This is a genomic window from Aeromonas sp. MaB10011B (assembly GCF_017939325.1).
GTDB lineage: Bacteria > Pseudomonadota > Gammaproteobacteria > Enterobacterales > Aeromonadaceae > Aeromonas > Aeromonas caviae.
Genome location: NZ_JAGKRK010000078.1, coordinates 244,851 through 266,190, shown reverse-complemented (window position 1 = coordinate 266,190; position 21,340 = coordinate 244,851). Strand labels below are relative to the sequence as shown.

The following is a 21,340-nucleotide window of genomic DNA, read 5'->3' as shown; positions in this document are numbered from 1 at the left end:
CTGAAAAGAGTCATGGATCCTGCTCCCTCTGGGAGAAGGTGCCCGAAGGGCGGATGAGGGGGGTTTCCCCTCACCCCAACCCTCTCCCAAAGGGAGAGGGTGCCTTATGCCTTCCCCTTTTTCAAAGGGGCGGAGCGGGGTTGCGATTTAGCTTGCGGCCTTTTGCGCAGCCGACGCCAGGAAATCCTGGGCGAAGCGTTGCAGCACGCCGCCCGCCTCATAGACCGAGACCTCCTCGGCGGTGTCGAGGCGGCAGGTCATGGGCACCTGGATCACTTCGCCGCTGCGACGGCGGATCACCAGGGTGAGATCGGTGTGCGGCTGGCGCTCCCCCACCACGTCGTAGGTCTCGGTACCATCGAGACCCAGCGTGAGGCGGGTGGTGCCCGGCTTGAACTCCAGCGGCAGCACCCCCATGCCGATGAGGTTGGTGCGGTGAATGCGCTCGAAGCCCTCTGCCGCGATCACCTCCACCCCGGCAAGGCGCACCCCCTTGGCCGCCCAGTCCCGGGACGAGCCCTGACCGTAGTCGGCACCGGCCACGATGATGAGGGGCTGCTTGCGTGCCATGTAGGTCTCGATGGCTTCCCACATCCGCATCACTTTGCCGTCTGGCTCGACGCGGGCGAGGGACCCCTTCTGCACCACGCCGTTCACCACCGCCATCTCGTTGACCAGCTGGGGGTTGGCGAAGGTGGCGCGCTGGGCGGTCAGATGATCGCCGCGGTGGGTGGCGTAGGAGTTGAAGTCCTCCTCCGGCAGGCCCATCTTCGCCAGGTATTCCCCCGCCGCGCTGCCGGGCAGGATGGCGTTGGAAGGGGAGAGGTGGTCTGTGGTGATGTTGTCCGGCAACAGCGCCAGGGGCCGCATGCCGCGCAGGGTGCGCTCGCCCGCCAGTGCCCCCTCCCAGTAGGGCGGGCGACGGATATAGGTGCTTTGCGCACGCCAGTCGTACAGGGGCGTCACCTTGGGACCCTGATCCTCTTCCTGGGTGAACATGGGGATATAGACCTGGCGGAACTGGGACGGCTTGACCGACGCCTTGACCACGGCGTCGATCTCTTCATCAGACGGCCAGATATCCTTGAGGCGAATCTCCTGACCGTCCACTACCCCCAGCACATCTTTCTCGATGTCGAAGCGGATGGTGCCCGCGATGGCGTAGGCCACCACCAGGGGGGGCGAGGCGAGAAACGCCTGCTTGGCATAGGGGTGGATGCGGCCGTCGAAGTTGCGATTGCCCGACAGCACCGCCGTGGCGTAGAGGTCCCGCTCGATGATCTCCTGCTGGATGGCGGGATCCAGGGCACCGGACATGCCGTTGCAGGTGGTGCAGGCAAACGCCACGACGCCGAAGCCGAGCTGTGCCAGCTCATCCATCAGCCCCGCCTCTTTCAGGTAAAGCGCGACCGTCTTGGAGCCGGGGGCGAGGGAGGATTTGACCCAGGGCTTGCGCATCAGGCCGAGCCGGTTGGCGTTGCGGGCCAGGAGGCCTGCGGCAATCACGTTGCGCGGGTTGCTGGTGTTGGTGCAACTGGTGATGGCGGCGATGATGACGGCGCCATCGGGCAAGAGGCCGTCAGCCTCCTGGGCACGAGCCTTGTCCAGGTCCACCGCGATTCCGCGCTCGGCCAATGCCGATACCGGCAGGCGACGGTGGGGGTTGGAGGGGCCGGCCAGGGTGCGCACCACGCTCGACAAGTCAAAGTGCAGCACCCGCTCGTACTGGGCGCCCGCCAGGGCATCGGCCCAGAGACCGGCCTCCCTGGCATAGGTTTCCACCAGCCTGACCTGCTCGTCGTCACGGCCGGTGAGCTTGAGGTAGTCGAGGGTCTGCTGGTCGATGAAGAACATGGCCGCGGTAGCACCATACTCCGGCGCCATGTTGGAGATGGTGGCCCGATCGCCGAGGGTGAGGGCGGCGGCGCCCTCGCCACGAAACTCCAGGTAGGCGCCGACTACCTTCTGCTGGCGCAGGAATTCGGTGAGCGACAGCACCAGGTCCGTGGCGGTGATGCCGGGCTGCGGCTTGCCGGAGAGCTCCATGCCGACGATCGAAGGCAGCCGCATCCAGGAGGCGCGCCCCAGCATCACGTTCTCGGCTTCCAGCCCGCCCACCCCCACCGCGATGACGCCGAGGGCATCCACGTGGGGGGTGTGGCTGTCGGTACCGACGCAGGTGTCCGGGTAGGCAATACCGCGGTCCGCGTGGATGACAGGGGACATCTTCTCCAGGTTGATCTGGTGCATGATGCCGTTGCCGGGCGGGATCACCTCGATGTTCTTGAACGCCTGCTTGGTCCAGTCGATGAAGTGGAAGCGATCCTCGTTGCGGCGATCCTCGATGGCGCGGTTCTTCTCGAACGCTTGCGGGTCAAAGCCGCCGCACTCAACGGCCAGGGAATGGTCGACGATGAGCTGCACCGGCACGACCGGGTTCACCTGGGCGGGATCGCCCCCCTGCTCGGCGATGGCGTCGCGAAGGCCCGCGAGGTCCACCAGGGCGGTCTGACCCAGGATGTCGTGACACACCACCCGCGCCGGGAACCAGGGGAAGTCGCGATCGCGCTTGTTGTGCACTATCTGGCCGAGGCACTCGCCGAGGATTGCCGGATCGCATTTGCGAACCAGATTCTCGGCGTGGACGCGGGCGGTGTAGGAGAGCCTGTCCCAGGCGCCGGGAGCGATGGCGTTGACCGCCTCCCTGGCATCGAAGTAGTCGAGCGCCGTGCCGGGCAGGGGCTTGCGATATTGCGTGTTGATCATCACTTGCGCTCCTGATTCTTCTCGGCGTGCACGCGGGCGGTGTAGGAGAGCCTGTCCCAGGCGCCGGGGGCGATGGCGTTGACCGCCTCCCGGGCGTCGAAGTAGTCAAGCTGTGTGCCGGGCAGGGGCTTGCGATATTGCGTGTTGATCATCACTTGCGCTCCTTGAGCGGCACGAACCTGAGATCCTCCGGGCCGACGTAGTTGGCGCTCGGGCGGATTATCTTGCCGTCGATGCGCTGCTCGATGACATGGGCCGACCAGCCGGAGGTGCGGGCGATGACGAACAGCGGGGTGAACATGGCGGTGGGCACCCCCATCATGTGGTAGCTGACGGCACTGAACCAGTCGAGGTTCGGGAACATCTTCTTGACTTCCCACATGGTGGATTCCAGCCGCTCGGCGATATCGAACATCTTGGTGTTGTGCTGCTCCTGGCTGAGGGCGCGCGCCACCTCCTTGATCACCTTGTTGCGCGGATCGGAGACGGTGTAGACCGGGTGGCCGAAGCCGATGACCACCTCCTTCTTCTCGATGCGGGCGCGAATGTCGGCCTCCGCCTCGTCCGGGTTCTCGTAGCGCTTCTGGATCTCGAAAGCCACCTCGTTGGCGCCCCCGTGCTTGGGCCCGCGCAGGGCTCCGATGGCTCCCGTGATACAGGAGTACATGTCCGAGCCGGTGCCGGCGATGACGCGGCCGGTGAAGGTGGAGGCGTTGAACTCGTGCTCGGCGTAGAGGATGAGGGAGGTGTGCATGGCGCGAACCCAGGAGTCGCGTGGCTTGTGCCCGTGCAGCAGGTGGAGGAAGTGGCCGCCGATGGAGTCGTCGTCGGTCTCCACATGGATGCGTTTACCGTTGTGACTGAAGTGGTACCAGTAGAGCAACACGGAGCCGAGACAGGCCATCAGCTTGTCGGCGATGTCCCGGGCGCCCGGGTGGTTGTGATCGTCCTTCTCCGGCGACAGGCACCCCAGCACGGAGACGGCGGTGCGCATCACGTCCATGGGGTGGGCGGAGGGAGGCAACTGCTCCAGGGCGGTCCTGACCCCGGTGGGCAGGCCGCGCAGGGCCTTGAACTTGGCCTTGTAGGCGGCGAGCTCCGCCACATTGGGCAGGTGGCCGTGCACCAGCAGGTGGGCTATCTCTTCAAACTCGCAGCTGGTGGCTACGTCCAGGATGTCGTAGCCACGGTAGTGCAGATCGTTGCCGCTGAGGCCCACGGTGCACAGGGCGGTATTGCCGGCGGCGGTGCCGGAAAGGGCGACGGATTTCTTCGGCTTGAAACCGGTGGTTTCGGGCAGGGCGCTCATCACATGTTTCCTCATTCAGTCCGTTGATGCGCCAGCCGCCAGCATAAGGCGGCCGGTCGCCGTCTTATTCCTTGGTCGAAAGATCCTGGGTGAACAGCCTGTCCAGGGTCTGCTCGTAGTGGTGGTAACCGAGAAAATCGTAGAGGGACTCCCGGGTCTGCATGGTGTCGACCACGGCGCGCTGGTGGCCGTCGCGGCGAAGCGTCTGATAGACGTTGAGGGCGGCCTGGTTGGCGGCGCGGGCGGCGCTCAGGGGGTAGAGCACCATGTCCACGCCGTGGGCGGCGAGCGCCTCCTTGTCAAACAGCTCGGTCTTGCCGAACTCGGTCATGTTGGCGAGGATCGGCACCCCGGCCGCCTGCCTGAAGCGATCGTACTGATCCAGCTCGGTGACCGCTTCGGCGAAGATCATGTCGGCGCCCGCCTCCACATAGGCGGCGGCGCGCTCCAGGGCCGAGCCCAGCCCTTCCACCGCCAGGGCGTCGGTGCGGGCCATGATGACGAAATGTTCGTCCTGGCGGGCATCCACCGCGGCCTTGATCCTGTCCACCATCTCGGTGACGCTGACCACGGCCTTGTTGGGCCTGTGGCCGCAACGCTTCTGGGCCACCTGATCTTCCATGTGGACGGCGGCTACACCGCCGCGCTCGAAGGCGCGGATGGTGCGGGCGATGTTGAAGGCGCCCCCCCAGCCGGTGTCGATGTCCACCAAGAGTGGCACCTGGGTGGCAGCCGTGATGCGTTCGGCATCGATGAGCACGTCATTCATGGAAGTCATGCCGAGGTCCGGCAGGCCATAGGAGGCGTTCGCTACCCCGGCGCCGGAGAGATAGAGGGCCTGGAAGCCGCTGCGCTCTGCCATCAGCGCCATGTAGGCATTGATGGTGCCGACAATCTGCAGGGGCTTTTCGTTGGCCAGGGCCGTGCGAAAACGCTTGCCGGCCGAGGGGGAGAGGTGGGACATGGTGACTCCTTTCATGGGGTGCGTGTCTGCTGGATGTGTAGGGTGAACGGTATCATCTCATACTACGTTTACGTTAACGTCAATTATGCTTAGGTCCAAGGTCGTATCAAGTGTGCTCTCCCCTGACGGACCCCTGGCAACGCTAGCACCACAGACTCGTTGGAACCATTTTTTGGTGTGATGCATCGTGTGGGAGAGCGGTGAACCTGGGAAAATGCCGAGTGTTTTTTGGCCAAACTGGGGCTTTGGGGGCCAATATCTTGCGCGGCGTCAAACAGGATGCAAATTGTATCTCAGCCATCCTCCTCGACTGGGTCTCTGCGTTGCTTGCCCGTAGGCGTTTGGCTACGCTCAGTGGGTGATCAAACAAGGGGTGTGCGCCATGAAGAAAACCCAGGTTCATCTCATCGACGAAGAGGTGGATTTTCCTGCCAATGAACAGCTGGTCTCCACCACGGACCTGCAGGGTGTGATCACCTACGCCAATGATCACTTCTGCCGGGTAGCGGGGTACAGCCGGGCCGAGCTCATCGGCCAGCACCACAACATGGTTCGCCACCCGGACATGCCCAAGGCCGCCTTTGCTGACCTCTGGGGCAAGCTCAAGCAGGGCAAACCCTGGCGCGGCATGGTGAAAAACCGCTGTAAGGATGGGCGTTACTATTGGGTGGATGCTTATGTCACTCCCATCTTCGAGCAGGGGCGGATCAATGGCTACCAATCGGTCCGCAGTCGCGCCGCGCCGGAGATGAAAGCCGTGGCCGGGCGCACCTATGCCAGATTGAAGAGCGTGGAGCGGGGGGAGCGAAAGGGCGGATTGAGCCTGCGCCCGATGCGCCACGGGCTGGCCATCGTCGGTGTCTTGCTGCTGCTGGCGGGGGGGGCCTATCTGATGGGGCCCTGGGGGCCGCTGTTCACCCTGTTGCCCCTCTTGTGGCTGGCCCTGATCTATCGTGACACCCTCATCACCACCCCCCGTTATCTGCGACAGCTCGCGGAGGAATATGACAGCCTGACCCGGCTCATCTATTCGGGGGAGAATGCCAGTGCCATTGCAGACTTCCACATCAAGCTGTTGCAGGCCAGGATCCGCACCGTCCTTGGACGAGTGGACGATGCGACCCTCTCCCTGCAGGATCTCGCGGTGCATCTGAAAACAGCCTCCAGCGAGGCGAGCGCCGACATCGCCGAACAGGATGTCCAGACCCAGCAGGTGGCGACGGCCATCACCGAGATGGCGGCGACAGCCCACGAGATTGCCCGCAATATCCTAGAGACGGACAACCAGATAGCCCAGGCCAAGGCGCACTGCCAACACACCGATCAGCAGCTGGAAGATACCCAGCACAGGGTGACGGAGCTGGCCACCCAGGCAGAGCATGCCTTCACGGCCGCCGTGGCACTGGCGGAGGAGTCGGACCGCATCGGTGTGCTGATGAGCGAGATCCAGGGCATTGCGGATCAGACCAATCTGCTGGCGCTCAACGCCGCCATCGAGGCGGCGCGGGCAGGGGAGCAGGGGCGAGGCTTTGCGGTGGTGGCGGACGAGGTGCGAACCCTCTCCACGCGCACCCACAAGGCGACCGAGCAGATCCAGAGCAGCATAGGCCAGATCCAGCGTACCCTGAACGGCTGGAAGGGCATGATGCAGCAGAACCTGCAACAGACCCAATCCTGCGTGACCCTGACCCGCCAGGGATCAGAGAGCCTGCATCAGGTGCTGGCGGAAATAGAACGGGTGGTGGACCTCTCGGCCCAGATCTCGACGGCGGCAGAGGAGCAGCAGGTGGTGGTGGAGGACATCAGCCGCAACGTCAACGCCATCTCCCAGCACTCCCACACCAACAGCAACAAGATGCAGGACATGGACGCTTCGAGCGACATCCTGCTCACCAAGGCTCGCCAGCTCAAATCCCTGGGGCAGACCTTCGGGTAAGAGCGGTCAGACTCATGCAATGCAGGAAGGCCACCCCTGGGGTGGCCTTCCTGTTTATTGGTTTCATGGGGGTATCGGCTCTGTGTGCCGGGAGATGAACCAGTCAGCCGGACTGCTCCGCCAGCGTGATGACGCGGCCACCCTTGTCACAATACATGGCCCTGTCGGCCTGGATGAGCCACTGCTCCGGGCTCCAGTCATGCTGGTAGTGGCTGACGCCGATGCTGATGCCCACCTGCATCGGCTGGTCATTGACCACGAAGGGGGTCTGCATGGCCTGGCGGATCACGGCGGTGACCTCCTCTGCCTGACGGATATCGTAGCCCGGCAGCAGCAGGATGAACTCGTCCCCTGCCAAGCGGGCAAAATAGCACTGGTGGCCGATGGCGTCGTGGATCCGTCGGGCCAGTTGGCAGAGGATGGCATCCCCCTGGCTGTGGCCGAAGTTGTCGTTGATGCGCTTGAAGTCATTGAGATCGCAAAACAGCAGGCAGCCAGGATTGTCGCTTTGCACCTGGTGTTTCAACTGCTCCATCAGGCTCAGTCGATTGGGCAGCCCGGTAAGGGGATCGAGGCGAGCCAGTTGCAGTATCTCCTGCTCTCGCTGCTTGCGCAGGGCCACTTCCTGGTTGAGCCGCTTGTTGCTCATCAGAAGATAGAGGGAGAGCAGCAGGATGAGGCCACCAACACCCAGGCTCAGCAGGAACCATGGACGCCAGAAGCTCCACTGTTCTGAGGGAACCTGATAGAGGAAACGGGTCAGGGAGACCGGTTTGGCAAGGAGGCCTATCTCCACCAGCTGCTGCATGATGTGAGCGAAGCGATCCGGATTCATATACCCGATCTCCACATAGAGCGGCTGGATCATCTCCTTGCTCATCTGCAACTCGTATTCCATGTGGGCCTGGCTGCGGTTGACGCCATACTCCGTGCGCAGCAGGGCGATGGCTTCCTCGGGGTGGGTGAGGGCATAGCGCCATCCCTTGAGGCTGGCTGCACGAAAACGTGCCACCCGCTCCGGATTGAGCCGCTCCTGCGCCTGGGTGGTGAAGAGAATGTCGCTGTAGAAATCGATGCCGTAGTTGCGAGGGTTGATGACGGACACCGAGATGCCGCGCTCTTCCAGATAGAAGGGCTCATTGCTCAGATAGGCGTTGAAGATGTCTATCCGGCCGGCGATCAGATCGTCGATGTTGACCGAAGTGGGTACCGGGATGAGCTGGCGCTCGTGAAGCCCCTGATAGTAGAGGGTGGCCAGCAGTTCGGCATCCTGATGACCCGGAAACATCATGATCCGTTTGCCACGCATGTCCGCAACGGTGAGAATGCCGCTGTCGCGGCGTGCCAGGAAGATGGAGGGAGAGTGCTGGTAGACGCTGGCCAGCGCCAGCAGTGGCTTGCCCTGGGCGTAGTGGGTCAGCACCTCGGTGTTGCCGACGCCAAAGTCGGCGCGTCCGGCCAGCACCTCCTGAACCGGACTTATTCCCTTGCCACCTGGCCTTATCTCGACATCCAGACCGGCGTCGGCGTAATACCCCTTGGCCTTGGCCATGTGATAGCCCACAAACTGGGGCTGATGCAGCCAGCGCAACTGCAATACCACCTTCTCCGGCAGATCACGTGTCCGTTCACTGGCCTGGAGGGGCGAGAAGCAAGTGATGCCAAGCAACAACAGCCAAAACAGGCATTTTTTCATTCGTGCGATTCTTGTGCTGAGGGTCCATGAAGATGGCCTGCAGGCCTGCATTCAAGTTGTTAACAAGTAACATTCTAAAGGGTTATACATGTACCGGATACTATTGCAGCACAAAGATTTCATGGTGATCAACAAGCGTCCGGGCATTGGCATGCACGATGATGCCGGCGAGCCGGGTCTCGTCAATCGGGTCAGAATGGATACCGGTCTTGACCTCTATCCGGTCCATCGACTGGACAAGATGACCTCTGGGCTGGTGCTGCTGGCCCGCACCGCCGAAGCGAATCGCGCCCTCAGCATGGCTTTCGCGGCGCGGGAAGTGAGCAAGCAGTATCTGGCACTCTCCGATCGCAAGCCGAAGAAGAAGCAGGGCTGGGTGAAGGGGGACATGGAGAAAGGGCGAGGCGGCAGCTGGATGCTGAGCCGCACCCAGGATAACCCGGCCATCAGCTGGTTCGACTCCGTTTCGGTGCGCGAGGGGCTGCGCCTTTATCGCATCAAGCCCCGGACCGGCAAGACCCACCAGATCCGGGTGGCCTTGAAGAGCGTGGGAGCCGCCATCCTCGGAGATGAGCGTTACGGCGGCACGGCGGCGGATCGCGGTTATCTGCACGCCTGGCGCCTCGCCTTCACCCTGGCAGGTGAGAGCTTCGATCTCGTTTGTCCGCCCGATGAGGGGGCGCTGTTCCTCCTGCCCGAGTTGCATGCCGCCATCGCAGAGATCACCGAATGAGCGCTGCAACCGCGAGAGTCCCAGCCCGTGGCTGGATCCTGGCCGACTTCGATGACACCCTGGCGCCGGATGACAGCCATGCGGGGTTGCTGCGTTTCATCTTGCGCCGCCGTATCTGGCCGCTGCTGCTGTGGCCACTGATGGCGTTCGGTGCCGTGATCTATCTGCTGCCAGGTCAGCGCAGTCGCGGCATTGCACTCATCTGGTGGGCCATCACCCTCGGGCTATCCCCCCTGGCCTGGCGCGCCCTGGTACGGCAGTACAGCCTGACCCGGCCCGGTCTGTATCGGGAGGCGCGAGCCCTCCTGACGGGGGAGGGGCACCGCTGCTGGGTCATCTCCGCCAGTCCCCGCGCCCTGGTCCGTGCCCAGCTCCATCGTCAACTGCCAAGGCTCCCTCACCGCATCATCGGCTCGCGGATGGGTTACCGTTTCGGCGGCCTGGTGCCGCGCTTCTATTGCCATGGCAGGCACAAGCTGCTGCCCGAGCTCCTGACCCTGGAGGCCGCACTCACCCTGAGTGACAGCCTGCACGATCTGCCCCTGCTGGCGTTGGGGGAGCAGGCCTGGCTCATCAACCCGCAAAGGACTCGATTGCTAAAGGCGAGGGCGGTGCTGCCCCATATCGAACCCCGTTATTGGTCGCTGTAAGGCAAAGCTGACAGCCTTGCGGGACGCTAACGAGCGCAGTGCAAGGTTGGGGCTGCTATGTCACATTTCATTTACATTTTTTGGCGCGGATCCCCGCCAAACTATCTGAACGCCGCCCCTTCTCATTCCCTGCGCTCGCCACTCTAATGAAACAAGTTGTTAACAAAGCCGTGCGGGCTGCCTGTCGAGCCCTTGCGGCGTGAACCGTTTCGTTATCAGTTCATCGCAAGGAGCGCATTATGACCACCCCTTCTTCCCGTACTCACACCATCAACCCCCTTGGCACCGACGGGTTTGAGTTCGTCGAGTACACGGCGCCGGATCTCAAGGGCATTGCGGCTCTCAAGGCGCTGTTCGTCTCACTGGGCTTTGCCGAAGTGGCCAAGCACAGGCACAAGCAGTGCTGGCTCTATCGCCAGGGGGACATCAACTTCGTGGTCAATGCCGAGCCCCACTCCCAGGCGGAGGAGTTTGCCCGGGCCCATGGTCCGAGCGTGTGCGGCATGGCGTTTCGGGTGAGCGATGCCGGCCGTGCCCAGCAGTACGCCATTGGCCAGGGGGCCAAGCCGTTTGTGGGCAAAATCGGCCCCATGGAGCTCAACATCCCCGCCATCTACGGCATCGGCGAGAGCACCCTCTCCTTTGTCGATCGCTATGGCGATCGGGGCTCCATCTATGACGTGGACTTTATCTTCTACCCCGACTGGCAGGCCCGCATGGCCGAGGTGGACGCGGGGCTCTATGAGATCGACCACCTGACCCACAACGTCCATCGCGGCAACATGAACCTCTGGTCGAATTTCTACGAGCGGATCGGCAACTTCCGGGAAATCCGCTATTTCGACATCGAGGGCAAGCTGACCGGATTGCACTCGCGCGCCATGACGGCCCCCTGCGGCAAAATTCGCATCCCCATCAACGAGTCGGCGGACGACAAGTCCCAGATAGAGGAGTACCTGCGCCAGTACAAGGGGGAGGGGATCCAGCACATCGCGCTCGCCTCTGCCGACATCTATCGCACCATCCGCACGCTCAGAGGGCGGGGAACCGGCTTCATGCCGACGCCGGACACCTACTACGAGAAGGTGGACAGCCGGGTCGCGGGTCATCAGGAGGATCTGGCGGCGCTGAAAGAGCTGCGCATCCTCATCGACGGCTCGCCGACGAAGGACGGCATCCTGCTGCAGATCTTCACCGACACCGTCATCGGTCCCGTGTTCTTCGAGATCATCCAGCGCAAGGGCAACGAGGGCTTTGGTGAGGGCAACTTCCAGGCATTGTTCGAATCCATCGAGCTGGATCAGATCCGCCGTGGCGTGCTGGACGGATCCACGCAAGGGGAGGTGAACAGTGCCGCGCAGGGCCAGAAAAACGGAGAACCGAGCGATGCGTAACTGGATAAGCTTCCCCCATCGGGAGGGAACCCACTCCCGCCAGGCCCATGCCGACCTGCCGGAGCAGGCCATCTATGAGCGCGAGCTGGGGCGCTCGGGCTTCTTCGGTCCGGCCACCCACATGCACCACAAGCACGCACCCACCGACTGGGTCAACTGGGAGGGGCCGCTTCGGCCACGGGCGTTTGACTTGAACGATCTGCAGGAGGAGGTGAGCTCTCTCTCCCCCTGGGTGATGCCGGATCTGCTCAGCAACCCCCACTGCCGCTACCGCATCTGGCGCCTGCATGAGCCCATGCCGTTTCTGGTGCGAAACGCCGATGGCGACGAGCTCCTGTTCATTCACGAGGGGAGCGGTGAGTTTTACTGCGACTACGGGCACCTCATCTTGAGAGATGGCGACTATGTGGTGATCCCCCGTGGCACCATGTGGCGCATCGAGCCGACGGCGCCCCTCTTCATCCTGATGATCGAGGCGACGGAAGACAGTTATCAGCTGCCGGACAAGGGACTGGTGGGCAATCACGCCATCTTCGATCCGGCGGCCCTGGACGTGCCCGCCATCAATGAGCGCTTCCTGGCCCAGCAGGATGAAAACCCCTGGTCGCTGCAGATCAAGCGCCACGATCAGGTCTCGGTCGTCACCTGGCCGTTCAACCCGCTGGATGCACAAGGGTGGCACGGGGACTTGTGCGTGGTGCGCCTCAACTGGCGGGATATCCGCCCGCTGATGAGCCACCGCTACCACCTGCCTCCCTCGGCCCACACCACCTTCGTGGCGAGCCGGTTCGTGGTCTGCACCTTCGTGCCGCGTCCCATCGAGAGCGACCCAGGTGCCCTGCGGGTGCCCTTCTACCACAGCAACGACGACTTCGACGAAGTGCTCTTCTACCACGCCGGGGACTTCTTCAGCCGGGACAACATCAAGCGGGGCATGGTCACCTTTCACCCTGCCGGCTTCACCCACGGCCCCCATCCCAAGGCCTTTGCGGCGGGGCTGGCCCATGCCAAGACCTTCACCGACGAGGTGGCGGTGATGCTCGACACCCGTGATGCCCTGGCTGTCGGCCCGATCTGCGAAGGGGTCGAACACCCCGGTTATGTCACCAGCTGGCAGCGTCCAGAGACGCTCGGCAAATAAGGAATTCGATATGAAACTGGCAACCCTGAACAATGGCAAGCGCGACGGCGCCCTGGTGGTGGTGAGCCGCGATCTGGCGCGCGCCGTCCACGTGACGACCATTGCTCCGACCCTGCAGTCGGCCCTCGATCAGTGGGACGAAGTGGCGCCGCAATTGGCGAACGTCTATCAGCGACTCAACGAGGGCGCCTGCCCCGACGCCTTCCCCTTCGATGAGGAGGCGTGCCTCTCCCCGCTGCCCCGCGCCTACCAGTGGATTGACGGCAGTGCCTACGTCAATCACGTGGAGCTGGTGCGCAAGGCCCGCGGCGCCGACATGCCAGAAAGCTTCTGGCACGATCCCCTGATGTATCAGGGAGGCTCTGACAGCTTCCTGCCGCCCCGTGGCCCCATCGTGATGGGCTCCGAGGAGTGGGGCATCGACTTTGAGTCGGAAATTGCCGTCATCACCGACGACGTGCCCATGGGCACCCGTTCGCAGAGGGCGGCGAGCCACATCAAGCTCTTGATGCTGGTCAACGACGTGAGCCTGCGCAACCTCATTCCCGGGGAGCTTGCCAAGGGCTTCGGCTTCTTCCAGTCCAAGCCCTCCAGCAGCTTCTCGCCGGTGGCCATCACCCCGGACGAGCTGGGGGATGACTGGCGCGATGGCAAGGTCCACCTGCCCCTGGTGACCCACCTCAACGGCGCCCTGTTCGGGCAGCCCGACGCCGGGGTGGACATGACCTTCAACTTTGATGAGCTGATTGCCCATGCCGCCAAGACAAGGCCGCTCGGGGCGGGCTGCATCATCGGCTCGGGCACCGTCTCCAACTACGACAGAAGCCGGGGATCCTCCTGCCTTGCCGAGCGGCGGATGCTGGAAATTATCGAGTCAGGTCAAGCCACTACACCCTTTCTGCGCTTTGGTGATACAGTGTCCATCGCGATGCAGGATCGCAACGGGATGAGTCTGTTTGGCACCATTTTGCAGCGGGTCACGCAAGCAACGGCCGAGCGGACGAGCTAGGAGAGCCCGACCCCGGGAGGGGCGGGCGACACGGCAGGTGGCAGACACCTGCCACCACAGGGACACACTATGCTGCAGTTGTTTGGATATTGGCGCTCATCGGCCAGCTTTCGCGTGCGTTTGGTACTGCAACTCAAGGGGCTCGATTATGAGCAGCACCCGGTCAACTTGCGGCAGGGTGAGCAGAAGGAGAAGGCCTACCGCCGGGTCAATCCACAGGGACTGGTGCCGTTTCTCGTGGACGATGACGTGCATCTGGGTCAGTCGGTGGCCATCATGGAGTACCTCGACGAGACCTATCCCGCCTACCCCCTGATGCCCTCCGCCCCCATCGAACGTGCCCGGGTGCGCCAGATCGTCAACATGATCGCCTGTGACACCCACCCCCTCAACAACCTGCGCGTGCTGCACTACTTGGAGCAGGAGTTGGGGCAGAGCAAGATGGCGCGGGATGCCTGGTATCGCCACTGGATAGACGAGACCTTCACCGCGCTGGAGCAGCTTCTCATGACCACCGCCGGCATCTATTGCGTGGGCAATGAGGTTACCCTGGCGGACTGCATGCTGGTACCCCAGGTCTACAACGCCCTCCGCTTCGACATGACCCTGGATGACTACCCCACCATTGCGCGCATCGTCGCCAACTGCGAGCAGTTGCAGGCCTTTATCAAGGCCGCCCCCGCCAATCAGCCGGATGCCCAGCCCTGAAGCTGTGCAGACCGGACCAGCGCGTTGGCCCGGTCTGCCGTCTCTTTCCTTGCCCGAGTTATCTTGCTCGCCTCAGGGCGTGCCATTGGCCCCATAGCGTCGAAACCCCGGCCGCTCTTTCAGTCGCTGATAGTAGTCGTCCACGGCGGGTAGCGACGGGCGATCATAGGGCGTCTCCAGCCAGCGGTTGACTGACAGCCCGATGGGAATATCTGCCAGCGAGAAGTGCGGACCGGCCACATATCCTCCGGTTGTTTGAAGCTGTCTCTCCAGGATCTCCATGCAGTGAGACCACTGCAGGCAAGCTGCGTGAAGGGCCTGATGGTCTTGATGCTGGGGAGAGCGCCTCACCAGCGACAGGAAGGCGTAGCGCCAGGCGGTGTTCAAGTCCGATGCCTGCCAGTCAATCCATTGATCGACCCTGGCCCTGGCTCTCGCCTCGGCGGGATAGAGTGCATTGGCACCATGGCGCGTCGCCAGGTAGCGGATGATGGTGTTCGACTCCCACAGCGTAAAATCCTCATCCTGAATGACGGGCACCATGGCATTGGGGTTGAGCGCCAGAAACGCCGGGGTGTCCGTGGGTTTTAAGCCGGATCCCCACTCCTCCAGCTCGAAGGGGAGGGCCAGTTCGGCGCAAGTCCACAGTACCTTGCGCACATTGATTGACGACACCTTGCCCAGTATTCGCAACATCTTTTTCGTCCTTGTCCGGGGTGATGGATGGCCTGTTTGTCGCAGACATGCCACTTCCCTGTTTGCGTAGCCATCAGGGCCCTGCACTGTCACTGACCGTGCGGGGCCCTGTTTTATTGACTGGCGAGTCAGCCGTGGGTGGTCCTGGGCTGGAAATAGGCGATAAATTTGCCGAGTTTCTCCCCGTCGTAACTCTTCCCCTTCTCCAGCAGCCCGGTGTTGAAGGACTCGAGCAGCCTGCCTTTGGCATCCAGCACGTAGAAGTGGGGGACCCCCAGATATTCGGGATAGGCTTTCAGGAAGGATTCATTCTTGTTCTGCTCGCTGACGTTCACCTTGACCACCACGAAGGTGCGGTTGAGCTGGCCGGCGAGATCGGGTTCCCGGTCCAGAAAGCGGTTCATCTCCTGGCACCAGCTGCACCATTCGCCCCCCACCAGCAGCAGGACTTTCTTGCCCTCGGCACTGGCCTTGGCGGTAGCGGCGGCGAGATCGCGGGCCGGATCCCGCGTCTCGTCATAACCCTGGCTGTAATCGGGCAGGCTCTGACTCCAGAGGTGGTCGCCCGCGCAGGTGGCGCCATTGAAAAGGAGGGAGCCCAGCATCAGGGGCAGTAACAGTCGTTTCATGGTCTCTTCCTTGTGTCGTTATCTTTGCTTCCAGGCGCAGACAATGTGACACGAGGCGTTTCCTGCGCCAAGCCGCAAACAGGGAAGGGGAAGGCAAAAAAAGCGGCAATGGAATGGCAGAAAACAACAAAGCCCCTCGAGAGGGGCTTTGTATTCAGGTTAGGGGCGATCAGTAACCCTGCTGGTGGACGTCCATCACGGCGCGACCGGAGGGGTCGGCCATCTCCTTGAACTTGGCATCCCATTCGAGCGCGGTCGGGGTGGAGCAGGCGACCGACTTGCCGTAAGGTACGGTGCGGGCGGCGGACTCCAGCGGGAAGTGCTCGTCAAAGATGGCGCGGTAGTAGTACGCCTCCTTGGTGAGCGGGGTATTGACGGGGAAGCGGAAGGCCGCGGCCTCGAACATCTGATCCGTCACCTCTTCCTCGACCATGGCTTTCAGGCTGTCAATCCAGGAGTAGCCCACACCGTCGGAGAACTGCTCCTTCTGACGCCACGCCACTTCGTGGGGCAGCAGCTCCTCGAAGGCTTCCCGCAGAATGTGCTTCTCGATCTTGCCCTTGCCGCACATCTTGTCGGCGGGATTGAGGCGCATCGCCACGTCCATGAACTCCTTGTCGAGGAAGGGCACGCGGCCTTCCACGCCCCAGGCGGCCATGGACTTGTTGGCCCGCAGGCAGTCATACAGATGCAGGGAGGCCAGCTTGCGCACGTTCTCCTCGTGGAACTCACGGGCGTTGGGGGCCTTGTGGAAGTAGAGGTAGCCGCCGAACAGCTCGTCGGAGCCCTCTCCCGACAGCACCATCTTGATCCCCATCGCCTTGATGTAGCGGGCCATCAGATACATGGGCGTGGAGGCGCGGATGGTGGTGACGTCATAGGTCTCGAGGTGATAGATGACGTCCCGCAGGGCATCCAGCCCTTCCTGCACGGTGAAGTGGATCTGGTGGTGGATGGTGCCCAGGTGATCGGCCACCTTGCGGGCGGCGGCGAGATCCGGCGACCCTTCCAGGCCGACGGCGAAGGAGTGCAGCTGGGGCCACCAGGCTTCGCTCTTGCCATCGTCTTCCACCCGGCGGGCGGCATAGAGCTTGGTGATGGCGGAGATGACGGACGAATCCAGACCACCGGAGAGCAGCACGCCATAGGGCACGTCGCACATCAGCTGGCGCTTGACCGCCGCTTCCAGGGCCGCTTTGAGCTCGGCCTTGTCGCTGACGTTGTGCTCGACCGGCGCGTATTCCATCCAGTCCCGTTTGTACCACTGTTTGAGCTCGCCATCCTTGCTCCACAGGTAGTGTCCCGGCGGGAAGGTCTCGACGCTCTTGCACACGGGCACCAGGGCCTTCATCTCGGAGGCGACGTAGAAGTTGCCGTGTTCGTCGCGGCCGGTATAGAGGGGGATGATCCCCATGTGGTCGCGACCAATCAGGTAGGCATCCTGCTCGGCGTCATAGAGGATAAAGGCGAAGATGCCGTTCAGATCGTCCAGGAACGCCGGGCCTTTCTCCTTGTAGAGGGCCAGCAGCACTTCACAGTCGGAGTGGGTCTGGAACTGGAAGTCGACCTTGAGGTTCTTCTCCAGCTCCTTGTGGTTGTAGATCTCGCCGTTGACGGCCAATACGTGCGTGCGCTCGGGGTTGTAGAGAGGCTGTGCGCCGTTGCCCGGATCGACGATGGCCAGGCGCTCGTGCACCAGGATGGCCTTGTCGGAGCTGTAGACGCCGGACCAGTCAGGCCCGCGGTGACGCAGTCGCTTGGACATCTCCAGGGCCGATTTGCGCAGGGCAGTGGCGTCGGTCTTGATGTCCAGAATGCCGAAAATAGAACACATTGGCGGTAATCCTCTTGATTTTTATATGAGCCCCCCACGTTTGGGCTCGAAATTCCATTTACATTCCTCGCCAATCACAATGCCTAGCGGAAAACCCTTTTGCAAGCGGGAAAACCGCAGAAAATCATGCCGTAAGCGTCAAGTTGCGCCAGGGGATGGCGACCGTCCGGCCGCCTGAAGAGAGAGGGTCAGGGTTGACGTGCGCGTCAAGTCGCGGCGGGTTCGAAGATCACATAGAGCTTGCGACAAGGGGTGAGGGTCTCCCACTGCCCGACAAAACCGGCGGGAATGACGAACTGATCCCCTGGTTTGAGGTGCAGCCGGCCGCCCTGCTCGTCGTGGATCACCGCCTCCCCTTCCAGCATCTGGCAGTATTCGTGTTCGGTATAGTGAACGGCCCAGCAGCCCGGCTCGCAAGCCCAGAAGCCCACGTGAAACTGCTGGCTCGGGTCGGAGTAGTGGTTCCATGCCGTCTGGCTCGGCGTTCCGGCCCTGATGCGCTCGGGGGCTGGCATCAGCGGGGTGGGGGAGACAGTGTGCTTGTCCAGCAGGATCCAGTCGTTCAGGCTCTTCATGGTGCGTCCTTGAGTGGCGAAGGAGCATCCTGCTCCCGTTTAGTTTGTTTAACGATGTTGCGCTTACGTTAAACGAAACGGGCCCCCTTTGCCAAGGGGGCCCGTGCAGGTTGAAGGCTACCGGAAGGGCGGCACCCGGGATCAGACGATGTCGATGTCCACCACGGAGTCGAAGATGTGGTTCGGTCGAAACGGCATGCGGTCGATGTCCGCCACCTTGCTCACCCCGGAGAGCACCAGCACCGTCTCGAGACCGGCCTGGAAGCCTGCCAGGATGTCGGTGCGCAGGTTGTCGCCGATGATGATGGTGTCGTCGGAGTGAGCCTCCATCCGGTTGAGGGCCGCGCGAATGATCCAGGCGCTCGGCTTGCCGACATAGAAGGGCTTCTTGCCGGTCATCCGCTCGATGGGGGCACACAGGGCGCCGCAGGCCGGGTACATCAGGGGGCCGTGGGTATCGGGGTTGGTGGCGATGAAGCGGGCCCCCTGATCCACGAACTTGGCGCCCTGCTGCATCATGGTCCAGTTGTAGTTGCGGGTCTCCCCCACCACCACGAAGTCCGGGTCGATATCGGTGATGGTGAAGCCGGCTTTATAGAGCTCGTGGGTCAGGGCCCCTTCGCCAATCACATAGGCCTTCTTGCCATCCTGGCGCTTGAGAAAGTCGGCGGTGCCCATGGCGGAGGTGTAGAAGCACTCCTCGGGCACCTCTATTCCGGCGGAGCGGAAGCGGTTTTGCAGATCTTTCTGGGTCTGGGCCGGGTAGTTGGTGAGGAACAGGAGCTTGCTGCCCTGCTCCAGCAGGCGGTGGACGAAGCGGTCGGCGCCGGGAATGAGATCGTTGTTGTGCAGGATGACGCCGTCAATGTCACAGATGACGTTTTTCTTCATGAATTCTCCTTGTAGGGCGCAAGAGCGGGGACAGGGCCTCCCTCTGTTCGTCTCTTCAATCGGTTATGGTTTTTGTGCCGCCATTATAAGGCCCTTTGATGACAAGTCTCCCTCGGTGGGCCAGATGGGTGCACAATGAAGGCGAAGGGAGGGCGCCGCCCCGGTGGTGCCCGCACGGAGTCTGACGATGGAGCCGTCATCATGGAGCACTTTATTGCCGGCTTGCCCAAGCTGGAACTGCACCTGCATATCGAGGGGACCCTCGAACCCGAGCTGATGTTCGCCTTCGGCCAGCGCAACGGGGTGGCGCTGCCCTGGCCCGATGTCGACAGCCTGCGCGCCGCCTATGAGTTCGACGGCCTGCAATCCTTCCTCGATCTCTACTACCTCGGCGCCAGCGTGCTCATCCACGAACAGGATTTCTTCGACCTCACCTGGGCCTATCTCGAGCGCTGCGTTGCCGATCACGTGGTGCACGTGGAGATCTTCTTCGACCCCCAGACCCACACCGCCCGCGGCGTGTCCTTTGCCACCGTGCTGGGGGGCATCGAGCGGGCGCTGCAGGCTGGCGAAGCAGCCTTTGGCATCAGCTGGCGTCTTATCATGAGCTTCCTGCGCCACCTGAGTGAAGAGGCGGCATTCGCCACCCTGGCGCAGGCCACGCCGCACCTGGCGCGCCTGCACGGGGTCGGCCTCGATTCGGGGGAGCGGGGCAACCCGCCCAGCAAGTTTGCCCGGGTCTTCGCTCGCTGCCGCGAGCTGGGGCTGCCGCTGGTGGCCCATGCCGGCGAGGAGGGACCTGCGGACTACATCTGGCAGGCGATCCGGGAGCTCGGGGTGCAACGCATCGATCACGGGGTGCGCTGCGTCGAGGATCCCTCGCTGCTGAGCTATCTTGCCGACACACGGCTGCCCCTCACCGTCTGCCCCCTCTCCAACGTGCGGCTCAGGGTGTTTGACCAGATGGCCCACCACAATGTGCTGAGGCTGCTGGAGCAGGGGCTCTGCGTCACCGTCAACTCCGACGATCCCGCCTATTTCGGGGGATACCTGGGGGCCAACTTCCAGGCCCTGGCCGACGGGCTTGGCGCCAGCCAGGAGCAGCTGTGCCGCCTCAGTCTCAATGCCGTGGAGGCGAGCTGGCTGAGCCTTGCGGACAAGGTGCGCCTGACCCGGGACATTCGCCTCCATGCCGCCCTGCACGGGGTGAGCCTGCACTGAGCAGGCCGCCTTGCACACCTTGAATGGAGGAGGCCCGCCATGGCGGGCCTCTTTGTGCCATCGTTGGGCGGGTATCAACCCACCCTCACCAGATACTTTTCCCCTTGTCCCTCCTGCTTGACGTGGGTGAGCAGGGCGGGCAGGGCGTCGAAGTCGCCCACCACCAGCGGCGGCAGGGTCAGCTCGCCGCTCGCCATCTGCGCCATCATGGCGACACCGGCCGCTACCAGACGGCTCCACTGTTTGTCCGAGCCAAAGGCGTGCTGGGCGCCGAGGGCAATCTCGTGCAATGAGTGGCAATGGCTAAAGGCGGGCAGCGGGTTGCGCGCGATGCGCCCGAGCACCGTCACCATGTGGCCGTAATAGCCAAGGGCAGGCAGCAAGGCTTCTGCCTGCTGGCTGGAGACCAGATCGATGATCCCCTCGAAGGGTTCACCGCCGTTGGCGGCCTGCAACTGGGCCAGCCAGTCGGGATCCCGATAGTCCGCCACCCCCTGCACGCCTAGCTGTTTGAGCCACTGGTGGTGGCGCGGGCTGGCGCTGGCAAAGACGCGGGCCCCCTGCTTAAGGGCAAGTTGCACCGCGAAGCGGCCGACACTGCTGCCAGCCCCCGAGATGAGCAGGGCCTCCCCGTGCAGGTGCGGCAGCTTGGCCAGCGCCTGCCAGGCGGTGAGGCCGGGGCAGGGGAGCGCGGCGGCCGCCTCGTCGCTCAGGGCATGGGGCACCGGCATCAGGGCGCGAGCCGGCACCAGGGTGTGGCGGGCAAAGCTGCTGCCGTGGCGCAGGTCGGTGTGATAGGCGACCCGGGTGCCGGGGCGCAGGTGGGTGACGTTGGCCCCCAGTGCCACCAGGGTGCCCATGCCATCGACGCCGGGCACATGGCCTGGCTGCCAGTGGGGATGACCCTGTTCGATGAGTTTCCAGTCCACCGGATTGACGGCGATGATCCGGTTGGCGATGAGGACCTCGTCGGGGCCGGGGGCGGGGAGCGCTTGCCGGGTGAGAGTGAGCTGGTCCGGTTCGCCGGGGGCGTGCCAGCACCAGGCCTGAGTATGGTTCATGGTGACTCCTTGAAAGAGAGGGGGCGCAGATTGAGTCATATGGCGTAACAATGTCTTGAGTTCTTGTTGCACTGGCAAGACAACAAGGCGGACCCCACGCTGGTGGGGCCCGCCCGGTAAGGCGTTC

Annotated in this window: 19 protein-coding genes; 8 read left to right on the top strand and 11 right to left on the bottom strand. The window is 63.1% G+C overall.

Annotated elements, in window-relative coordinates; genetic code table 11:
- Nucleotides 1–147: 147 nt before the first annotated feature.
- From acnD to prpB, 4 genes are all read right to left on the bottom strand, one after another.
- Nucleotides 148–2,766 carry a Fe/S-dependent 2-methylisocitrate dehydratase AcnD gene (gene acnD / locus J9893_RS18835; protein ID WP_201985233.1) on the bottom strand — a complete coding sequence of 873 codons (2,619 nt, stop codon included), beginning with the start codon at nucleotides 2,764–2,766 and terminating at the stop codon, nucleotides 148–150.
- A complete protein-coding gene (locus tag J9893_RS18830) occupies nucleotides 2,766–2,918 on the bottom strand; it encodes a hypothetical protein (protein ID WP_185702500.1) in 153 nt (50 codons plus the stop codon). Before J9893_RS18830 ends, acnD begins: the two co-directional genes overlap by 1 nt.
- The gene (prpC, locus tag J9893_RS18825; protein WP_210600081.1) at nucleotides 2,918–4,075 is read right to left on the bottom strand and encodes a 2-methylcitrate synthase; all 1,158 of its coding nucleotides are present in this window, start codon (nucleotides 4,073–4,075) and stop codon (nucleotides 2,918–2,920) included. Before prpC ends, J9893_RS18830 begins: the two co-directional genes overlap by 1 nt.
- Nucleotides 4,076–4,139: 64 nt before the next feature.
- Nucleotides 4,140–5,039 (bottom strand): methylisocitrate lyase, encoded by a 900-nt coding sequence (gene prpB, locus J9893_RS18820; RefSeq protein ID WP_201985236.1) that lies wholly within the window; start codon nucleotides 5,037–5,039, stop codon nucleotides 4,140–4,142.
- A gap of 382 nt (nucleotides 5,040–5,421) precedes the next feature.
- On the opposite strand from prpB, the gene J9893_RS18815 reads away from it, so the two are divergent.
- Nucleotides 5,422–6,975 (top strand): PAS domain-containing methyl-accepting chemotaxis protein, encoded by a 1,554-nt coding sequence (locus tag J9893_RS18815; protein WP_210600082.1) that lies wholly within the window; start codon nucleotides 5,422–5,424, stop codon nucleotides 6,973–6,975.
- A 103-nt stretch (nucleotides 6,976–7,078) separates the two neighbouring features.
- Here J9893_RS18815 and J9893_RS18810 read toward each other — a convergent pair whose 3' ends face one another.
- On the bottom strand, nucleotides 7,079–8,671 hold the full coding sequence (locus J9893_RS18810; protein WP_201985238.1) for a GGDEF domain-containing protein: 1,593 nt from the start codon (nucleotides 8,669–8,671) through the stop codon (nucleotides 7,079–7,081).
- A gap of 88 nt (nucleotides 8,672–8,759) precedes the next feature.
- On the opposite strand from J9893_RS18810, the gene J9893_RS18805 reads away from it, so the two are divergent.
- From J9893_RS18805 to maiA, 6 genes are all read left to right on the top strand, one after another.
- On the top strand, nucleotides 8,760–9,404 hold the full coding sequence (locus J9893_RS18805) for a TIGR01621 family pseudouridine synthase (protein WP_201920746.1): 645 nt from the start codon (nucleotides 8,760–8,762) through the stop codon (nucleotides 9,402–9,404).
- On the top strand, nucleotides 9,401–10,054 hold the full coding sequence (locus tag J9893_RS18800) for an HAD family hydrolase (protein WP_049635979.1): 654 nt from the start codon (nucleotides 9,401–9,403) through the stop codon (nucleotides 10,052–10,054). Before J9893_RS18805 ends, J9893_RS18800 begins: the two co-directional genes overlap by 4 nt.
- Nucleotides 10,055–10,293: 239 nt before the next feature.
- On the top strand, nucleotides 10,294–11,448 hold the full coding sequence (gene hppD, locus J9893_RS18795) for a 4-hydroxyphenylpyruvate dioxygenase (protein ID WP_201920743.1): 1,155 nt from the start codon (nucleotides 10,294–10,296) through the stop codon (nucleotides 11,446–11,448).
- Entirely contained in the window at nucleotides 11,441–12,589 is a 1,149-nt protein-coding gene (locus J9893_RS18790; protein ID WP_201985241.1) for a homogentisate 1,2-dioxygenase, read from the top strand. The genes hppD and J9893_RS18790 overlap by 8 nt, the downstream gene beginning before the upstream one ends.
- A gap of 10 nt (nucleotides 12,590–12,599) precedes the next feature.
- Complete coding sequence (locus tag J9893_RS18785; protein WP_103242964.1) at nucleotides 12,600–13,598, top strand: fumarylacetoacetate hydrolase family protein; 999 nt, start codon at nucleotides 12,600–12,602, stop codon at nucleotides 13,596–13,598.
- 69 nt (nucleotides 13,599–13,667) lie between these two features.
- A complete protein-coding gene (gene maiA, locus J9893_RS18780) occupies nucleotides 13,668–14,306 on the top strand; it encodes a maleylacetoacetate isomerase (protein ID WP_199767321.1) in 639 nt (212 codons plus the stop codon).
- A 72-nt stretch (nucleotides 14,307–14,378) separates the two neighbouring features.
- Here the strand turns inward: maiA and J9893_RS18775 are convergent, their stop codons facing one another.
- The 5 genes from J9893_RS18775 to J9893_RS18755 all read right to left on the bottom strand — a co-directional run bounded on the left by J9893_RS18775 (nucleotide 14,379) and on the right by J9893_RS18755 (nucleotide 18,931).
- Nucleotides 14,379–15,002: a glutathione S-transferase gene (locus J9893_RS18775; protein ID WP_201920736.1), complete on the bottom strand. Its 624-nt coding sequence runs from the start codon at nucleotides 15,000–15,002 to the stop codon at nucleotides 14,379–14,381.
- Nucleotides 15,003–15,130: 128 nt separating this feature from the next.
- Nucleotides 15,131–15,631 carry a thioredoxin family protein gene (locus J9893_RS18770; protein ID WP_052814548.1) on the bottom strand — a complete coding sequence of 167 codons (501 nt, stop codon included), beginning with the start codon at nucleotides 15,629–15,631 and terminating at the stop codon, nucleotides 15,131–15,133.
- A 169-nt stretch (nucleotides 15,632–15,800) separates the two neighbouring features.
- On the bottom strand, nucleotides 15,801–17,465 hold the full coding sequence (asnB, locus tag J9893_RS18765) for an asparagine synthase B (RefSeq protein WP_201985242.1): 1,665 nt from the start codon (nucleotides 17,463–17,465) through the stop codon (nucleotides 15,801–15,803).
- A 206-nt stretch (nucleotides 17,466–17,671) separates the two neighbouring features.
- On the bottom strand, nucleotides 17,672–18,040 hold the full coding sequence (locus J9893_RS18760; protein ID WP_041213049.1) for a cupin domain-containing protein: 369 nt from the start codon (nucleotides 18,038–18,040) through the stop codon (nucleotides 17,672–17,674).
- Between the two features lie 141 nt (nucleotides 18,041–18,181).
- Nucleotides 18,182–18,931 (bottom strand): HAD-IIA family hydrolase, encoded by a 750-nt coding sequence (locus J9893_RS18755; protein WP_010675115.1) that lies wholly within the window; start codon nucleotides 18,929–18,931, stop codon nucleotides 18,182–18,184.
- 201 nt (nucleotides 18,932–19,132) lie between these two features.
- On the opposite strand from J9893_RS18755, the gene J9893_RS18750 reads away from it, so the two are divergent.
- Complete coding sequence (locus tag J9893_RS18750; RefSeq protein ID WP_201985243.1) at nucleotides 19,133–20,152, top strand: adenosine deaminase; 1,020 nt, start codon at nucleotides 19,133–19,135, stop codon at nucleotides 20,150–20,152.
- A 74-nt stretch (nucleotides 20,153–20,226) separates the two neighbouring features.
- Here the strand turns inward: J9893_RS18750 and J9893_RS18745 are convergent, their stop codons facing one another.
- Nucleotides 20,227–21,213, bottom strand: a complete 987-nt coding sequence (locus tag J9893_RS18745; protein ID WP_210600083.1) for a zinc-binding dehydrogenase — start codon at nucleotides 21,211–21,213, stop codon at nucleotides 20,227–20,229.
- Nucleotides 21,214–21,340 lie beyond the last annotated feature (127 nt).